Raw genomic sequence first — 18,658 nt, forward strand, 5'->3', positions numbered from 1 at the left:
TGTAAGCGGTTTTACAAAAATTACAATCACTTTTTATTTCCGTTATTTTATATTCATTATTTCACATAATTCTCTTTTTAAATAATTCATCTTCACTTAAACTCATTTTTCACACAATAAATAGGACAAATGAACCACCTATCTACACAAAAACACCCTGTCGACAACTTCTCTTTTACATCCAAGAAGTTATCTTACAGAGTGTACTTTACTTATTTAAACAGTTGTTGATTCATTTGTTTTTTGTATTGTTATTAAGATTTAGTTAGTCCACTGAAACTGGTACAAATTCAAATTTCGTGACATCGACTAATCCTAAATCAGTAATCTTCAGACTAGGAATCACGGCAAGTGACATAAAGCCTAACGTCATGATTGGGTCGACATCTTCGGCGATTCCTAAGACTTCGTGGGCAATTTTATTGACGGCTTCTTGTTGTTGAACAATTTCTTCACCGGTCAAATCACTCATCAAGCCACCGACTGGTAAGGCCATGCTGCCTAAAACTTGGCCATTTTCGACTAGGACTACGCCGCCATCTTGTTCTTTTAATGTTTCAATTGCCAAGGCCATATCCGCATCATTCGTGCCGGTCACAATTAAATTATGCGAATCATGGGCAATTGAAATGCCGATTGCGCCTTTTTTGATACCATAATCTTTCAGCAAGCCGACAAAAACATTGCCAGTATTATGATGCCGTTCGACCACTGCCACTTTTGCGACAGGCTGCGTTTCATCATATAGATAGTTGCCTGCTGCGTCTCGTGTCACCTCGACGATTGCTTCGTTAGTTAAAGCTTCCGTCTGAATCACGCCGATTGCTCGCGCTTTATCTGAAGTCAACGGTAAGACCAGCTTCTCTACTGAAAAATCGCCAATGTGGACACTGGATTGAACTTTAGTGGTTTCAGCTCTAGTCACGGGCACAATATATTCGCCGTCTTTTGCAACTAATTTGCCATCGATATAGGTTTCTTCTACAGCAAAATTGTTCAAATCAGAGAAGAGGATTAGGTCAGCTTTCAAACCTGGCGCCACTGCCCCACGGTCAAATAATTGACAACATTCAGCCGTATAAATCGTCGCCATCTGAATCGCTTGAATCGGATCGACGCCTTCTTCAAGACAAATTCGAATACTATTATCGAGATGCCCTTTTTCCAAAATCGTTTTGGCCTGCACATCATCGCCACATAATACGCAACGGCGAGCATTCTGCGGCGTGACACCTTTCAGTAAAGCCCGCAAGTTTTGCGTCACTGAACCTTCACGCAAGAACACATACATCCCACGAGCAAGACGGTCTTGCAATTCTTCCACCGTCGAACATTCATGGTCATTTTCAATACCCGCTGCCACATAGGCGTTCAATTCTTTGCCGTACACCATCGGACTATGACCATCAATCCGTTTATGCAAATTTTTAGCCACTAAAAGCTTCTCAATCACGGCTTCTTGCGCGTGAATCACGCCTGGGAAATCCATAAATTCAGCAAGTCCAGCAGCTTTTCCTTCTATTAAAGGAGCTTCCATATCACGCGCAGTCAAAATGGCACCGGCATTTTCCATATTAGTGGCTGGCACACATGAAGGCAACATGTATTGAATGTCTAATGCCGTATGCTTAGCTGCTTCAATCATATAATCCAGCCCTTTTAAGCCCGCAACATTGACGATTTCATGAGGATCTGCCATGACCGTTGTCGTGCCATGAGGAACCAATAAGCGACCAAATTCTTCCGGCGTCACATACGAAGACTCCACGTGAATATGCGGATCAATCAAGCCCGGCGCAATATATTTCCCTGCGACATCGCGAACTTCTTTGCCTTCGTAATTATCGCCAATCCCAGCAATCTTGCCATCAACAATCGCCACATCGCCTAACATCGTAGTCCCTTGGTAGACATCCACGATTACGCCGTTTTTCAACACCAAATCTGCTGGTTTTCTCCCCACTGCTACGTCAATTAGATTCGTTAATTCATGCTTATTCATTCTATCAATCACGTCTCCTCATTAGAATTTATCTGCCAAACGGCCAGTCATTACCCTACTTTTCATCAGGATATTTTCCTCATTCACTCGATTCATCTTCAACCTAATTTTTCTGCGTTTTTGAAGACTCATTTTTTTATTGAAACAAATTATATACCCTCAGCTAAAATAAAACAATCTTTTCCTATAACCAATAATCGTTCGCCTTTCTGACAAATCTCTGATAAACCTCGTCTAAATCATTTATCTAGCCATCCTTCCAACGAAATAGTCGGTCCACCTGGTTAAAATAAGTTTTTTCTAATTTTTAACCAGAATAACATGAAACCGAATAAATCCCGAACAATCAAATTCATCAGACAGAATGTTCGTGTTTACAGCAAAAAAGCATCCGAATGCCTCACTTTCCGTGAAGCGCTCAGATGCTCGATTATTGATTCGTGGATTCTCACTTATAATGGACAATCTAACAGATTAGATTTCCACTTTTTTAGGCTGATGCGTCGGCTCTTCGGCAAGCTTTTTCACGCCAATCCCAGTCAAGGCACTGACTAAGGAGAAGACGGGTGAAAATAAACTGAAGAAGGCAAATGGCAAGTAAGTCAGTGTCGGTACGCCAAATGTGCTGGCCACAAAGCTACCGGCAATGCCCCAAGGAATCAGGTAGTTAATTACCGTCCCGCCATCTTCCAGCGTTCTGCCTAGCACAACTGGATCAAGATTAGCTTTTTTGAAGACTTCTTTAAAGGCATTCCCGGGAAGAATCACGGATAAAAATTGTTCGCCGATAAAGATATTAACACCGATACTCGTCAACAAAGCCGTCGAGATTAGGCGGGCTGGTGAAGTTAATTTTTTCGCAATCACGGCCATCACCGTTGAGACCAGCCCTGTTTCCATCAATAAACCACCCAAAGATAAGGTCAGAATAATCAAGGAAACCGTTGGCATCATGCTTTCAATTCCACCTCGTGACAACAATAAATCAATTTCTTGATTCCCCGTTGTCGACACAAAACCAGTATCAATCACAGTCCCTAGGCTGGCTATCTTCGTGCCCGGATTTTGGATAAAGATCATCGCCACAGCTACACCAATGTTCAGTAAAATTGTCAAAATAGCGGGAATCTTGCGCCAAGCACAGATAAACATCAAAGCAATCGGCACAATCGCCCAGACAGAAATCGAGAAATTCGCCTCTAATACTTGGATAACCTCATCGATTTTAGCCAAGCTTGCCACTTGATTATTGACGCCTAGAATAGCGAACAAAATCAAAGAAACAAAGAACGCGGGAATCGTCGACCACATCATATTTTTAATATGTCTAAACAAATCAGCTTCCACAATCGCAGCTGATAAATTAGTTGACTCAGATAAAGGCGACATTTTATCACCAAAGACCGCGCCCGAAACAATCGCACCAACGACTAAAGCCGGATTTAAACCCAGCGTTGTGCCGATACCGAAAAAGGCAATCCCAATCGTGGACATAACGGTAAACGCACTACCCACCGCACTGCCGACAATCGCGCAGACGATAAACACCGAGGGCACAAACCATTTGACACTAATAATTTTAAATCCCACCACCATCAGGGTCGGGATAATTCCTGCTTGAATCCAGACGGCAATCAGTGAACCTACCAGAATAAAGATAAAAATCGGAATAATTCCTGGCTTCAGACCGGCGATAATTCCCTCGTGGATTAGATCAAACGGCATACGCTTGACCGTCATGTAGAGCATGACAATGCCAATCGCAAATAGAATTGCAATATTAGGTGTTATTTTTAGTCCAATCACCGCCACCGCAATCGTTGCGACAATAATGATTAGCATGATGCTAGCCTCCATGACAGAGACAGTTTGTTGTTTTTTCGTTTTCATTTTCTATTCCTCACAATCTGTTTTTAGTTATCCTTCGACTTCTTTGATTGTTGGAATGATATCGAATAATCCCACCACAGTTCATTCTGCTCGTCCTCTCTAGTAAAACAAAAAAATCCGTCCTCAGCCTATTTAGCTAAGGGCGAATTTCTCCACGGTACCACCTTAATTTAAAAACAATCACTTGTTTTTCTCTCAAATATTATTCAGTTGTGTCTATAATTTTAGTGTACTTCGTAAAATAGATCTGATCGATTCTCAGCAACCATCGACTTCCTGAACATAGAATCTATTTCCTACTGCGCTAAAAAGTTTTAAAGCTTACCATGAAGAATATAGCCATTCGACTCTTTTGTCAATAGGTCTGCTCACGATTCTTTCCGTTTTGTTATTTTAAAACAGCGTCAATAAATAATTGCCCTAGCTAAATGAAAGCAAAACTTCAGATCAAAATGAGGTACTTCCCTGCCAAATACCTACTTTCCCCAATTAAATAAATCTCAACTAACTTATTTTACTGAGAGAAAAAAGGGTGTTTTGCAGCACTTGTGGCTAGTTGCGGTGTTCTCAAGGGGTAAAATGAAGGTAAAAGGCCTCTTTTCCAGGAAAAACCCACTCTCTAAAGGATTCTTGATATTTTGCATTCCGTCAAAATCTCAAAAAACACCGCAACTAGCCACAACTCTATAAAAAGTAAAAAAGCGGTGATTTTCTAAAAAAATTGAGAAACGGTGCTAACTATCCACTTAAAATCTTCTGATTTCCATAAAAGTCGGTCGAAGAATCCCAGTCTTACAGGATTCTATAATTTTCACAAACAGCAATGGGCTTATTCTAGAGAAGGTAACTGCCCATTTTTGAGATACTTGTGGCTAGTTGCGTTTTTCTTAAAGGAAAATACGATTGAAAACAGCCTTTTCATGAGTAAAACCCACTAGCTAAAGGATTTGCCTGTCCTATTTGACAAGTTACAGAGTAGTAGGATGGCAATATAGTCTAGAATATAAGAACAAGCAAAAGATCGAGTTCCTGCCAAATAAATCGGCAGTTCCTCGACCTTCTTATTCTATGTGCGTTTTACTCAATTTGACCTATGATTTTTTCGCTGTTTAGTCACTTTCGACTTGTAGTAACTGTTCTTTTAAACTCGCAAACTCACTTTTTAGTCCATGGATTTCGCCGTAGACTGCCATCAATTCTTTGGCTAATTCGCCAGTAGTTTCGGCACTCATCATTAAATCTTCGGCATGCGTCATTAGTAAAGACATCCAGACCGTATCGCCGCCCGCCTCTTTTTGCACTAATTGTCCATGCACTTGATGGGCTTCCCGGTAATGTTCTTGACCTTGGGCAAATAGTTCTTGACCCGCTGTTTCCTCACCATTACGGAATTTTTGCAAAGCTTCAAAATAACAGCTACGCGCAGCTCCAGCGTTTGAGATTAATTGAAAGCAAACGATTTCTGTTTCTTCCATCCATTATCCTCCTATCAGCGCCAAAGCTTGGTCTAAGGTTTTTTTGCCGTCCATCATGCCATATGAACGCATGTCGATGGCCGCTACTGGACAAGAAACAGCTGACGTAACCTCTCCTTGGCGATAAGAAACCTGTGGTCCTAATAACACGCAATCTGCGTCACTTCCAACGGTTGCTGCAGCATCAATCGGATGTGCGTCAATCGTGACTTCTACCCCTTTTTCAGTAGCTGCTTTTTTCATATTGTTAACTAAGACACCTGTCGACATCCCGCCGGCACATAATAAAATTATTTTTTTCATCGATAAATTCTCCTCATTTTAAGTATATTCTGAATATAATTAAGCTAATTCTTCTCCGCCAACAGGCTGAAATGCTGCTTCTTTTTCTGCTAAAGCTTCTTGTGCCGCAATTGCTTTTTCTTCCGCCAAAGCCGCTTTATCTTGTGAGCGCATAAATGGAATATAGATGACCACACATAAGATAAATTGAACTAATTGAGCGACAATTCCCTGCCAACCATTTACTAAGAAGCCACCAAAGATAACTGGGAATCCGGTTGGGATTGAGACCCCATTATGATACGGTAAGAAGCCAACAATTGTTAATAGATACGCTGATAAGACTGAGACAGCTGGTGTCACCATCAACGGAATGATCATGCGCATGTTCATTACTTACGGAATCCCGAATTTAACTGGTTCAGAAATCCCAAACATTGAAGGGATCAAGCCGACTTTTCCGACAGCCTTCAACTGCTCTGATTTACAACTAAAGATAGCTAACAATGCGACTGCAAATGAACGCGCCCCACGGTTATTTAAAATGAAGCCAATCGTGAACAAGTGTGGCAACGCTGCGCCAGCACTATACGCTGCTAAATTGTCTAATCCTGGTTGGTAGAACACTAACATTAGGACTGGATAGACCGCTAGCACGCCGTGAATCCCGAAGAACCATAAGAACTCGATGAAGGCCACAATGATCATACACGTGAAGACGTTGGCACCTAATGAAGTTAATGGCGCTTGGACCCATGTGTAAATCATGCTAGTCAATGTGCCATATGGAGTCAAGCTCATAACGACGTAGATGATGCCCATCACAGTTGAAACAATCACGGCAGGCACGATTGCTGCAAAAGATTTATTCACAATTGGTGGCACAGATTCTGGCATTTTGATAACCAAATTCTTATTCACACACAAGATGTAGATTCGAGCACCGATCAAGCCGGCAAACATCGCCACGAACATACCGCCTGAACCTAAAGTTTCTAGCTTCAATGTTTTGGTCTCTTCTAATAGTGAAATTGGACTTAAAATCAAGAATGATACCACACTCATCAGTCCAGCATTCAACTGGTCTGCTTTCAGTTGTTCCGCTAATTTGTAACCAACTAAGAACGCTACATACAGTGAAATCACGTCAATTGTCATGGCATTCATCTGCGTCAATAATGCTTTCAGGCCAATCTGTTCCATGATTTGTTGCGTCGGTCCAATATTAATCGCATTGATTAGTGAAGCAATCGAACTAATCATCATCACCGGCATCAAACCCATCATGGCATTCGAAATCGCGCGCATGTACGTGTTATTTTGAATTTTAATTGCCCCATTCAGAATCGCATCTTTTACATTTTTCATATTTTTGCCTACCTTCCTTCATCTTCTAAGTATTTTTCTCTTAATTTAGTAATCTGCTCTTCAGTCAACCCTAATTCCTCTTTAGCATAACGCTCAATCCCGCCATACTCTTCAATCATTTCCAGTGCTGTAGTTAAAAATGAAGCGTCAGCCTCTTTAAAATAACGCACAGCCTGGACAAAATCAGGATTGTTTGATTGTTCCATCAACTCTTTCAGACTACGTTCATTTTTCTCCTTCTTATACACATTCGTCAGGAGATAGTCGTGCATGATATCCTCTTTTGAGACACCCAATAATAGATGAATTAGTGCCACGCCATACCCTGTGCGGTCTTTTCCGCCACGACAATGCTGCACAACCGCCGTTTCATTATCATCTAAATAGATTTCTAACATTTCTTTATAGACTTCCTGACAACGTTCCGAACGAACAAACTCCCGATTCTGCTCTGTCATCAAGAATTTTGCTAATTCAGCCGTCATATTTTCAAAATCAAGCGGTTTTTCTTCGCCATTTTCTGAAGAAGCCAATGCCGCAATATTTGCGATTGGATCCAGATAGACCACTCGCGCTTCGCCAATCGGTAAATCTTCATTATCGACACGCTCTTTTTCATTTCGAAAATCAATAATTGTCGTCAAACCTAGCTCCGCTAATTGAGCCTGATCTTTTGGCGTCAATTTGCTCAGTTCATCTGAACGATACAATTTCCCTTTAACAACCTTCTTACCAAAACTTGTCTCATAACCCCCAAAATCACGGAAATTATACGCACCCTCTAATTGAATTTTTTCTTTATCTGTCATACACTTTACTCCTTTATCACTGACATAAATTCTTCGAAATTTTCTGCTTGAATCATCTGCTGCATCTTGACCGGTGATGAGCACAAATGGATCAAATGCTCCGTCAACGGCTTGCTTTTCAGATGATCTTTCTTATTAATTAGAACCAAGAACACAATTCGGACAGAATGTTTGTACCAAAAGATTGGTTTTTTCAACGTCAATACACAAACCATTGTCTTTGGACTAATCAAAGCATTCGGATGAGGAAAAGCAGCATTTGGTAATAAATCCGTTCCAAAATAGTTTTCTCGTTCCTCAACCAAGGCTTCAAAGTTTTCTGGCAAAGCTAGTTTCTTCCGCGCTTCTTTCGATAAAAACGCTAACAATTCCTTACGTGAACCAAATTGTTTATTGGTAAAATATAACTCTTCACTAAAGTACGAATACAATTGTGCTGCACTGACTTCCGCAGCCAAGACTTTTTCGATTTTCTGAACCGTAGCAGGTTGTAGAAAATACTCAAAGTCAAAAATTGGAATGCTTCCGCGATAATCAACGGGTGTCGTGGTGAATATGAAGTCATAATCGTTATTTTGCAAATATTCTTCATAATCCCGTTGCTCACAGATGGTAATGGAATCTATATGATGGTGAAAATATTTGCCAAACTTAACTTTCAGTAATTCACCCGTCGAACGACCTAATTCATTAATGACCAAAATTTGCTTCTTAGCGATCGAATTAGCCTCGCGATTCAGCGAAACATCAAAATGCATCGCTAGATAGCTCAATTCATGGTCACTAACTCGTTGCTGATACTTACGATAAATAGTTTGTCCGGCAATAATGGCTAAATCATAGCCCATGACACAATGGATTTTGACTTGATCCAACAAAGGATTCTTCAACTCAATTCCTAGATGTAGCCGGTCAATCAAAGGCGCACAATGAATATTTAACATCGTTTGAAGCTCTAAATCATGTAACAAATCCAAATGTTTTTGTTCTTTAATTTCCAAAAGAATTTCATTTACCAACTCATTAACTTCTTTTGAAACCACCTGAGATTCTTCTGAAACAGCGATTCGTTTCCCCACAATTTGACCCAACACATAATTGTGTTCGCTTTCAGAAAACTGTACCTCACAAGCCTCTTCTAAACGATCGATAATCCGTTGACCCAACAACTCTTGTTCGCTATTGGTCCGCCCTTTAACAGGAATACTCTGTTCCAAGTAGCAACCTTCTTGCATCCGGGTGACCGCAATTTGTAGATGATACGTCAAATTGTTTAAAATATTTTCTGAGATGGGGTAAGCCTGTTTAGCAAACTCTTCAGAAATGATTTCTTTAATCAGTTCAAACAGCTCCGAAGCCGTCTCACCGAATAGACTAACCGTGTCATCACGCATCTTCAAATGATATTTTTGGACATAATTACTAGCTAAAAACCGCCGTAAATCAAACTCACTCCCAGCAATCTTCATCCCATAATAGGGCTTTGCTTCTAAGGTTAATTGATAATAGCTCAGAATTCGTCGGAAATTCTTCAACTCTGCGGATAGTTTACTTTGAGAAATAAATAAGTGCGTACAAATCGTTTCCGCTTTAACATAATCTTCTTGAGCAATAAAGAATTCAATCAACTGTTCTAGCAAATCTTCTTTCTGACGCGTCTGTTCCTGCACCTTCAGAAATTTTTCTTGATTTGTTATTTGAAGTGATAATCCCCGTCCTTTCTTTCCCTCAATCCAACAGCCAGTTTCTTCGCGCTGTTGGTTCAGTTCTGTCACATACCGGCGAATCGTTTTCGAACTAACGCCTAATTGAATAGCCGCCATTTCGCTCGTCAAACCAGCAGGTGATTTACTCAATAATTCAATTAAGGATAAGCTTGTTTTTTCCATTTATCTTTACCTCACTTATAGTGTACGTTTCTTTCCCCCAGACCTCCATTTGCATAATGTCTCTTTCGCTTCGGAAATTTTCACAAGGAAGTCATCTAGCACGCAACTGCTCATTTAGGACACTTGCTCTCTGAAATTAGGGCAAAGAACGAGCAAGTTATCCATCGTATTTCCCTATAAATAGTTAAAATACGCCTGTTCTCCACCCTTAATTATGCTGTGAAAAAACGCAAAAAACCACCCTTTTTTAATTAGAAAAGACAAAGAAAAAATGACAGTAAAAACATACGTTATTTTCAATAACTAGACAGATAAAATATGCCTAAACATTAGGAAAGCTAGCCATTATAATGAAAAAAAAGGAAAACCATTCGGCATTTTAGAAATATTTTTTGTTAATTACAATTGATTGCACACATAAAAAAATCGGTCTTCTCAAAAAAAGGTGAAAAAAAAGAGCCCCCTCGGACTCTTTTCTTGTCTATTCATTTAAAAAATTCAACTATGTGAGACTGAACTTCTACTTATTTGATAATTGGTTTCTAACTATTTATACTTATCTTCCAATTTGCTCATCCAAAGGCCTAACCAAGCGCCTAGAATAAATAGGATGATGCTCATAACTAAGGTCATCAGTGTCGCGCCGGAATAATCAGCAACGGGTGGGATGACAATCAAAAGGGTTGATGCAGCAACAATCCCGATGATGAAATGATAGACTTGCGCATGGAAATTGGCTAACAACCACTCCATTAATTTAGAAAAGGCTAGCATCACAACAATTCCACCAATCGCAATTGGCACAAAAACATCAATGATAGCAAATGATTTGAAGCCTTTCAACATCGGATCATATAAGCCTAAGACTAATAATAAATTCGAAGGACTTAATCCAGGCACTAACACACCAAGAGCGATTAAGCCACCGGCAATCACGAAGCCGAAGAAATTAGCTGGCAATGTGCCAAGTAAATCATCCATAAAGTAGAGTAATAAGAAGCCAATCACTAATGTGCCGACAAACCAAACCATGTCGATTGGACGACGTTCTCTTTTACTTGTCGATTCTTTCAATAACGATGGCAGCGTGCCGATAATCGCACCGGCAAAGCCCCACAAAACGACGATTTGATAATTGGCTAGTAGCCATTCCAAAGGTTTTGATAAGACGCCAATTCCGACGACTCCACCAATCCCAACGGGTAAAAAGAATAAAAAGTTTTCTTTAAAATTCTTGGTCAAATGAGCCATAAAGCTCAACATGCGTTCGTAAATTCCAAGGATTGCCGCCAATACTCCTCCAGAAACTCCTGGTAAAATAAAGCCTAAAGCAATAACGACTCCTTTAATGAATCGTGATAATACACTTTCTGATTTCTGTTTCTCCATAATACTCTCCTTACCTAAATAAACGGTGTGTCAGAAGTAGCTTCTGGCACAACCTTTTCTTTGCAACAATACTATAACTATACTTGAGTTGCGTAAAATTAGAAAGACCTATTTATGAAAATTTAAGAGTTCATTCCACGGCTCGTTTTTTGATGATAATAGTAGACTGGAATTCCTAGTAAAGTTACCCCGATGCCGATAAGTGCTAACAACGTTTGGGTGAAAATCGTCGCAATTAGGATAAATAATGCGCCGCCGATGGCGATTAATGGCACGATTGGATAGAAAGGAACTTTATATGGCCGAACCATATCTGGCTCGCGTTTGCGTAAAATAAATACGGCAAAGAAAATTAACACGCTAAAGAGCCACATCACAAAGACTAGCATATCCGTCAATAAATCGAAGGTTCCTAACTGCATCATCACTAAGGCAATCGCCAGTTGAACAAGGGCCGCTACGTAAGGCGCCACGAATTTTTTTGAGACTTTTCGGAAGTGACGACTGAAAGGTAATTCATCAGCTAAAGCCATCGCATACGGTACGCGAATGCCGGTTAAGGTGTAGCCGTTAAGCGCACCATAGACTGAAACTAGAATCCCCAGCGTGACAATCTTCCCGCCACTGGCTCCAAATATTACCGCTGAAGCATCTGAGGCAGCATTTAAATTCCCTGAAATCGCCTCAACTGGTAAATTTTTAAGAAAAACAAAATTGACTAAGGCATAAATTAACGTAATAAAACTCAAGCCTAAAATAATTGCTTTCGGTAAATCCTTGGCCGGACGCTTCATCTCACCCGCCATCGCACCGACGCCAAGCCAGCCATCGTAAGCGAATAAGGTTGCCAATAAGGCTCCACTCAAGCCTTCAAAAAATGAGACATCTTTTCCTGCTTCGATTGGAAATAACGAAACAGAAACTTCTCCACTCGTTGCAAGACCCATCAAAACGATTACGGCAATCGGAATTAATTTGATCACTAAGGTCGCTGACTGAACCGTCGAAGCCATCCGTGTACCCAATAAATTCACGCCAGTAATCGAAGCTGCTGCCACGATGGCGATCGGTAATAAATAACTGTTTGATAAATGAAATAAATTCACAAATTGTGTACCAAAAATAATTGATAAGGCCGCAATATTGGCTGGGAAATAAATCAAACTCTGTGCCCAACCTAATAAGAAACTCGGCAGCTTCCCGTAAGCTACCTCGATATACTTGACTGCACCGCCTGTTTCAGGAATGGCCGTCGCCAATTCTGCCACTGTCAAACCTGCACAAATGGTTAGAATCCCCCCTAAAATCCAAGCAAATATCGTCAAGCTTGCAGACTGCGTATGTCCCACAACAGCTGCTGTTTTAAAAAATACCCCTGCCCCAATGACTGTTCCCATAACAGTCGACAAGGCCCCAAATAAATTAATTTCTTTCTTTAATTTATTCTCCATACATTCCAACCTTCCCTGTTTATAGATGTTAGTATACCCGTTGACACAGTCCATTTCCATTAATTTTGTAAAGAAAACGTTTCCTAAGCTATCGCACAACAGTCTTAGGCAGAAATCGTTCTTGAGACTGAGGGAAAACCTTAAAATTCCGAGTATACTTCACTTATTGAAACAACAATCATTTACTTAACAAACGAACGGGCTTATTCGACTAAGCCACATGAATCGATAGATTGACTAAATTCTAAATTCAACGTCCCTATAAAATTAATGACTCACCTGAAAGGAGCCATGCTTGATGAAATTCACACAAAAACAATTTTACAATCCTTCTTCGCAAACGCACATGCGCGATTCACAGTCAACTCAACAGAAAAATACGATTTGGCATTGGGCCACGTTATTTCTTTTTGCCTGCTTAGTAGTTGCTTCACCAATCCAACAACTATTAATCTTACTAGGTTTCGTGGCCTTTAGCGCGATCATTAAAGGCCCACTGATGATTCTCTGGGGGACCTTATATGCCTTTTTAATCGGCTTATTTCCGCCGCTCGCCTTGGCTATTTCACTGCTGTTTCTGCTCCTACAAATCGGTGATTTCGTCAAAACTTGGCGCGTCTATCTCGTGGGTGGCTTCTTTTACCTCTATCCATTAGTCACTATGCTGCTCCATCAATTTGTTTTCCCAGATGCACAATGGTTCCTATTAGTCGCCTTAACCTCAGGACTCACAGGATTACATTTTCTGCTAAATTGGTTATATAAAGAGTCTGTGCTTAGCCGTTCCATGGCCTTTTTCTTACTAGGCTTACCTTACGACTTCTTATTACTCTTATTGCCTCGTTCCTTCAAAAAGAAACACAACCTTGGCAAAAATTCCGTCGCTGCACCACGCAGCATTCGACGCTAAAATAAAACGAAAAGCTACTACCTACTGATACAAGATTATTCTTACTATCAGTAGGCAGTAGCTTCTTTTTTGCTGAATTTGAGATGACTGTCTAATCAATAATCAGCAGTAATCCACTCCCACAGCATGATGTTTATCCCAAGTGACTATCCTTTTTGATACGCTCTATTTTTCTTTGCTGAACTGTCTGAATAAACGTTGGAATTTCCAATGACTGATACCTTTCGCCGTCTGCTTCAAGAGCAACTGACTGTCTGTGGCTTTTTCTTGACTGTACAAATACCTTTCGTAATCCAGTGTCAGCATGTAAAAGTCCTGGTTCAACGCAGGAATTTGGCTTTCCACCAGCTGGGCATATTCTTGTAACGGTTGCCCCTCTGCACGTGGAATCAAACGTGCCAATCTTCTTAACAGGTACGGATAAGCGATTCTCAGTGGCTCTTGCGACACCGCGCTAACTATCACGACCACTAAATAAATGTGTTCTCTATAGAACAGTCCACCTAATAATAATAGTAACAGGCTAATTAATGCTACTATCAGCCAGCCATTTGAAGCAACTGGATTGTCTGTTGAACCTGCTGTTGCACGATCACTAGTTGTCGTACTTTCTTCTGGTGCTGAGGTGCTACTCGATGAACTCGTTGTGCTTTCGCTGGTTTCTGCAGATGATGCTTGAGGTGGCACGGTCTCACTCGGCGTCGTTTCTTGATTAGTCGCTTCCAGTGGTTGTACAAATGAAGGCGTTGGCTCAAAAGGTAACCAACCGTAGCCGTCAAAATAGACCTCCACCCACGAATGGGCATCCGTATTACGCACGGTATATTTGAGCAATCCATCCTCTAAGGTCGTCGCTGTTCCCGGCGCAAAGCCTTTTGCCCAACGGGTCGGAATATCTAACGTACGCAATAAAATCACCATCGCTGACGAAAAATTATCACAATAACCAACCTTCGATTCAAACAAGAATTGATCCACATAATCCTGGCCTTCTTTTGTATACATTGCATCCAATTTAGAATAACGGAAATTCCCTGACCGCTTCAAATACGATTCAATCGCCAGCACCCGATCAATCTGCGTATCCTGATCCTCCGTCAACTCTTTGGCCAACTGAGACACCCGCTCCGGTAAATATTCCGGCAGCTGCACATAAAGTAATCGGTTATTCGCATCGCTGGATTCACCAGCATATTCTTCATCGTATTCACCGTCGTATTCCTCGCCATATTGATTAGCGTATTCCTCATCATACTCAGTAGCCCCATAGCCACTGCCAGTTGAAGCATTGAGATTCCCATTCCCAAAAGCCGCCAATTCATCGGTCGTATAGCTCAAATTTTGAACACTCATGGTCACTGAATTATCCGCTGAATCCGTCTGGCTGTCTAAACGTCTAACCTCCGGCTGATAAGTATATTGGTCATCAACCGCCGACTTGTATACCTCCATTTTGGCATACGGCAAAGGGATATACGACGTTGGTTGGGCAAATTGAAGCGTGATCGTCTCCTCATCCTCCAATTGACCGCTGTAATCTGGATAAGGTAAATCCATCGCGGCATAGTTTGGAAAAATCACCGTTGGCTCCGTGACAGTCGAATCTATCCAGCCCGTTCCAGTGTAAATCGCCTTACTATCCACCCGCCAATAATGCGCACTCTTCTGCGTCGCCTCAAAGACAATCTGATCATCATCTGAGATTGGGCCACCTAGATGCTCACTATTTTCACTAAACCCTGTTTTCAACGTGATTTGTTGGCCACTTTGTTGAATATACTGATACAAGCCTTTCTCCTGTAGAAAAGTTCTCAGATTCGCCGTATGTTCAAGAATTGGCGCCTTCAGGTCAGTCTTCGGTAAGAATATCGCTGCTACACAAAGGACTAGCAGAATGACCCCCACCTGAACCAACCCTCTCATGCGAAGTTTCCCACGCTCATTCTCAATCTCAGAGCCATAACTCTGAGATTTAGCAGCTAAATTATCTCTACTTTGGTTTAAAGATTTATCTTTGGTTTTGTTTCTATTTTTCTTTCTATTTTTCTTTCTAATCGTATTTCTCTCTCTAGTTTCCTCATCCTCTGCTCCATATCCCTGACTCAGGTAATATTTCTGGAAGATGCCTAAGGCTAAGACGAGAATAATTGCCACATCAAACTCTTGCTCATTGTAGAGTGCCAGCATTAGCAAATAGACGACAATCATGCCGATGCTGATACCTACTTGCTCGTATTCCACCAATAATTCAATCAGTAGAATCGTCACAACAAATAAGATAATCACGACCACCGTTGTATACTGACTACCTACTCCTCTGTTGAGAAACAGTTCAGAAATTTGCCGCAGCTGCTGGACGAATGAATCGAGCCAGCTAGTAAATTCGCCACCAGAAAATGGAAAGAGTAGCATTAAGTTAAGGAAAAAACTCAAACTATAAAAAATAAAGCGCACTAATTTTGACGGAAAAAGTAACGCAGTTAAGCTAATCAATCCGATACCAAAAAATTTGGCCAGCTGATTTTCTATGTTATAGACTTCAAAAAATTGATGAAAAGCCAAGACAAAAGCAAGATAAGAGGTCAAGGCTAAGACAAATTTAGTCTGAATTCTCGCGCGCATAGAAGCCCTCCCACTCATGAATTAGTTGACTGTACACCAGCATCGGCATCGACTTTGTAATCCCTACATTGGCTAACTCGTCAGATAGCTCCGGGAGAAAAAGACACATTCGTCGACCTTTCTTCTCCGGTAATGAAACCAAATTTTCTAGCGGCTGAATCGTCGCATAGTTTTCCAGCGAGCCGATCCTTTCATCCGTCAGTCCCTCACCAACCAAAATAAATTCAGCTTTTTTCTGATAGGCTTCCGCAATCGTATAAAATAAACTCAATGTTTCTTCAAAATAGGGACTCGCTATGCCGTAAAAAACAAACGTCCATTTCACTGAATCCGTCCGTTCATACTCACGTAAGATCAATTCCTGCTTACGACTAGAGGTTTTCCAATCAATCTGCTTCAACGAATCCCCCTGCTGATAGGCCCGATAATTCTTAATTAGATACGTGCTTTCTCCCGAATAATCCTGATAGATCAGCGTCGAAAGCTCTGCCAAGATCGCTTCTCCTGCCGGATGATGGGCAGGTAAAATCAACCAATCAACCGACAAATCACGTAGACGTTTCTTTTCAAACCAACCAAATAAATCTCCGCCGATTTGCTCGATTGGTTGCTTTTTGAGCCACCCTCTACTCATCGGCGTCAGTGACAAATCGATTGTCGTCCGTTGCCCCAGATAAGTAGCCAGTGTTTGCTGCCGCTTTTCATTAGGCACATGAAAAGTCAGCCATGAAAAAAAGAGCGGTACTGGTAATCGCCGCTGACTCGTTAATGTAACTGTTAGCTGCTCACCTAGATGAGCCAACCGTCGCTCTTCACTCTTCAATGACAGCCAGGATAATGGGCTTATGAAAGATAAAATCTCCGCAAGCCCGCCTAAGGTGACAAAAAACAACACCGTCCAGCCTGTATCATTGTTAAATATAATTGCGTAGAACAAGAACACTAGATAAAACAATCCGACCAAGAATAGTCGGCCAATCATCACTCGTTTGCGCATTCGTTACCTCCTCACAGGCACCGGCACATCCGCAATAATTTCATTCAGAATGTCGGTGACGTCGGTCTGGTTCGTCCGTAATGATTTTAATAAAAGGCGATGTGAAAATACGGCAGGTAAGATAATTTGCAAGTCTCTCGGCGTGACAAACGTCCGTCCCTCAGTCAGTGCATAGGCCTTTGCTCCGCGAATAAACGCCATGCTACCTCGTGGACTAATCCCCAATTCCACCTGCTTATGCTCGCGACTTTTTTGAACCAATGATAAGGCATAGCTCGCCACAACTTCATCCAGATAAACTTCATCTACCTGTTGTTTTAAGTAAGCCAACTCAGCAGTATTGATCACTTGATCAATCACCTCAGTCGTTTTCGGCCGACTCTGCATCAGCTGCAATTCATCCGCCGCCGCAGGATAGCCAATCGTTAATTTAAATAAAAATCGGTCCAACTGAGCTTCCGGTAAAGGATACGTCCCCTCATAATCAATCGGGTTTTGGGTCGCCATCACGAAGAAATTCTCAGACAACGGGTAAGTCGCGCCATCAATTGTCACAGCCCACTCAGACATCGCCTCCAATAACGCCGCCTGTGTCCGTGGTGACGTCCGATTAATCTCATCCGCTAACAAAATTGTCGTAAAAATTGGCCCCTGACGAAACTCAAATTGTGTCGTACGATTATCAAAAATAGAAACCCCTAAAATATCACTCGGCAATAAATCCGGCGTAAACTGAATCCGCGAAAAATCACCATGCACCGCTTTAGCAATCGCCTTAACCATAACCGTTTTTCCGACACCCGGCACATCTTCAAATAACACATGACCAGACGCTAACATCGCCGCGATCGTTAATTGCACAACCTCGCGCTTGCCCAATACCACTTTTTCTACTTCATCTATTAAACGTGTAATCTTCAAAAAATGTTCTCTCTCCAAATCAATTCCCCCACTTCGGTTCTACTTAATCTTAGTATTTTTAGCAACATTTGTATTCCTATGTGCACTAATTTTTAACCGCTCATCGAGCTGATTTCGAATCTACTTCCGAACCTACTTTAAGTCTTTTTCCAACTTCACTTTTATTACTCACCTTTTTGTATTCGTTCGCTCTCACAATTGATTCTGACATTATGTATATCCTAACGCATTTATAAATTAGAATCTTCTGAAAATTCAATGTGATTTCTATATTTTACCATGAAATTAGGATTATAAACTACCTGTTATTCAAATGTAATAAAAAATCCTATCAAATGATGTTTGACAGGATTTTGTTTGATTAATAAACAATGTAGTAGCATTCATAATCTCTTTTAGTTTTTATCCCCTCTACTCTCGAGGAAAAATTTCGGACGCAAAAAGTTAAGTATACTTAATGTTCTACCCTCTTTAACATTTTAAAATTTTTACTGCTCACTAAAAAGAACATCAACAACATTAAGTATACTTAATATTTTTAATTCTAACCAAAAAAAATCCCGTATATTTAATTTTTTGCCTCTTCACCATTTGAAGAATTTTGATATAATTTTTGACGCTTACTAGCAGAAATACCTGAAAAAATTAAGTAT

At 40.9% G+C, this 18,658-nt stretch carries 12 protein-coding genes and 1 pseudogene; 1 reads left to right on the forward strand and 12 read right to left on the reverse strand.

The features are described from left to right. Positions 1-265 precede the first annotated feature (265 nt). From ade to BAU15_RS03265, 9 genes and pseudogenes are all read right to left on the reverse strand, one after another. Positions 266-2,002: an adenine deaminase gene (ade, locus tag BAU15_RS03225; protein ID WP_161841332.1), complete on the reverse strand. Its 1,737-nt coding sequence runs from the start codon at positions 2,000-2,002 to the stop codon at positions 266-268. A gap of 474 nt (positions 2,003-2,476) precedes the next feature. Then, a complete protein-coding gene (gene nhaC / locus BAU15_RS03230) occupies positions 2,477-3,892 on the reverse strand; it encodes a Na+/H+ antiporter NhaC (protein ID WP_161841333.1) in 1,416 nt (471 codons plus the stop codon). A 1,109-nt stretch (positions 3,893-5,001) separates the two neighbouring features. Further along, complete coding sequence (locus tag BAU15_RS03235; RefSeq protein WP_161841334.1) at positions 5,002-5,367, reverse strand: PTS sugar transporter subunit IIA; 366 nt, start codon at positions 5,365-5,367, stop codon at positions 5,002-5,004. Between the two features lie 3 nt (positions 5,368-5,370). Next, positions 5,371-5,670 (reverse strand): PTS sugar transporter subunit IIB, encoded by a 300-nt coding sequence (locus tag BAU15_RS03240; protein WP_161841335.1) that lies wholly within the window; start codon positions 5,668-5,670, stop codon positions 5,371-5,373. A 39-nt stretch (positions 5,671-5,709) separates the two neighbouring features. After that, positions 5,710-7,017: pseudogene (locus tag BAU15_RS03245) on the reverse strand (PTS sugar transporter subunit IIC). A gap of 8 nt (positions 7,018-7,025) precedes the next feature. Continuing rightward, positions 7,026-7,826: a tyrosine-protein phosphatase gene (locus BAU15_RS03250; RefSeq protein ID WP_161841336.1), complete on the reverse strand. Its 801-nt coding sequence runs from the start codon at positions 7,824-7,826 to the stop codon at positions 7,026-7,028. A 5-nt stretch (positions 7,827-7,831) separates the two neighbouring features. Continuing rightward, on the reverse strand, positions 7,832-9,715 hold the full coding sequence (locus BAU15_RS03255) for a BglG family transcription antiterminator (protein WP_161841337.1): 1,884 nt from the start codon (positions 9,713-9,715) through the stop codon (positions 7,832-7,834). A gap of 546 nt (positions 9,716-10,261) precedes the next feature. Then, positions 10,262-11,104: a DUF368 domain-containing protein gene (locus BAU15_RS03260; RefSeq protein WP_161841338.1), complete on the reverse strand. Its 843-nt coding sequence runs from the start codon at positions 11,102-11,104 to the stop codon at positions 10,262-10,264. Positions 11,105-11,226: 122 nt separating this feature from the next. Then, positions 11,227-12,555, reverse strand: coding sequence for an APC family permease (locus tag BAU15_RS03265; protein ID WP_161841339.1), 1,329 nt, complete (start codon positions 12,553-12,555; stop codon positions 11,227-11,229). 298 nt (positions 12,556-12,853) lie between these two features. Here BAU15_RS03265 and BAU15_RS03270 point away from each other — a divergent pair, with 298 nt between their 5' ends. Further along, entirely contained in the window at positions 12,854-13,465 is a 612-nt protein-coding gene (locus BAU15_RS03270; protein WP_161841340.1) for a hypothetical protein, read from the forward strand. Between the two features lie 165 nt (positions 13,466-13,630). On the opposite strand, the gene BAU15_RS03275 is transcribed toward BAU15_RS03270, so the two are convergent. From BAU15_RS03275 to BAU15_RS03285, 3 genes are read right to left on the reverse strand one after another with little or no spacing between them, the layout of a single operon-like run. Then, positions 13,631-16,087: a DUF4129 domain-containing transglutaminase family protein gene (locus tag BAU15_RS03275; RefSeq protein ID WP_161841341.1), complete on the reverse strand. Its 2,457-nt coding sequence runs from the start codon at positions 16,085-16,087 to the stop codon at positions 13,631-13,633. Beyond that, a complete protein-coding gene (locus BAU15_RS03280; protein WP_161841342.1) occupies positions 16,065-17,084 on the reverse strand; it encodes a DUF58 domain-containing protein in 1,020 nt (339 codons plus the stop codon). The genes BAU15_RS03275 and BAU15_RS03280 overlap by 23 nt, the downstream gene beginning before the upstream one ends. A gap of 3 nt (positions 17,085-17,087) precedes the next feature. Beyond that, positions 17,088-18,023, reverse strand: a complete 936-nt coding sequence (locus BAU15_RS03285) for an AAA family ATPase (RefSeq protein ID WP_161841343.1) — start codon at positions 18,021-18,023, stop codon at positions 17,088-17,090. Positions 18,024-18,658 lie beyond the last annotated feature (635 nt).

Origin of the sequence: Candidatus Enterococcus huntleyi, assembly GCF_009933175.1 — a bacterium.
GTDB classification, from domain to species: Bacteria; Bacillota; Bacilli; order Lactobacillales; family Enterococcaceae; genus Enterococcus_K; species Enterococcus_K huntleyi.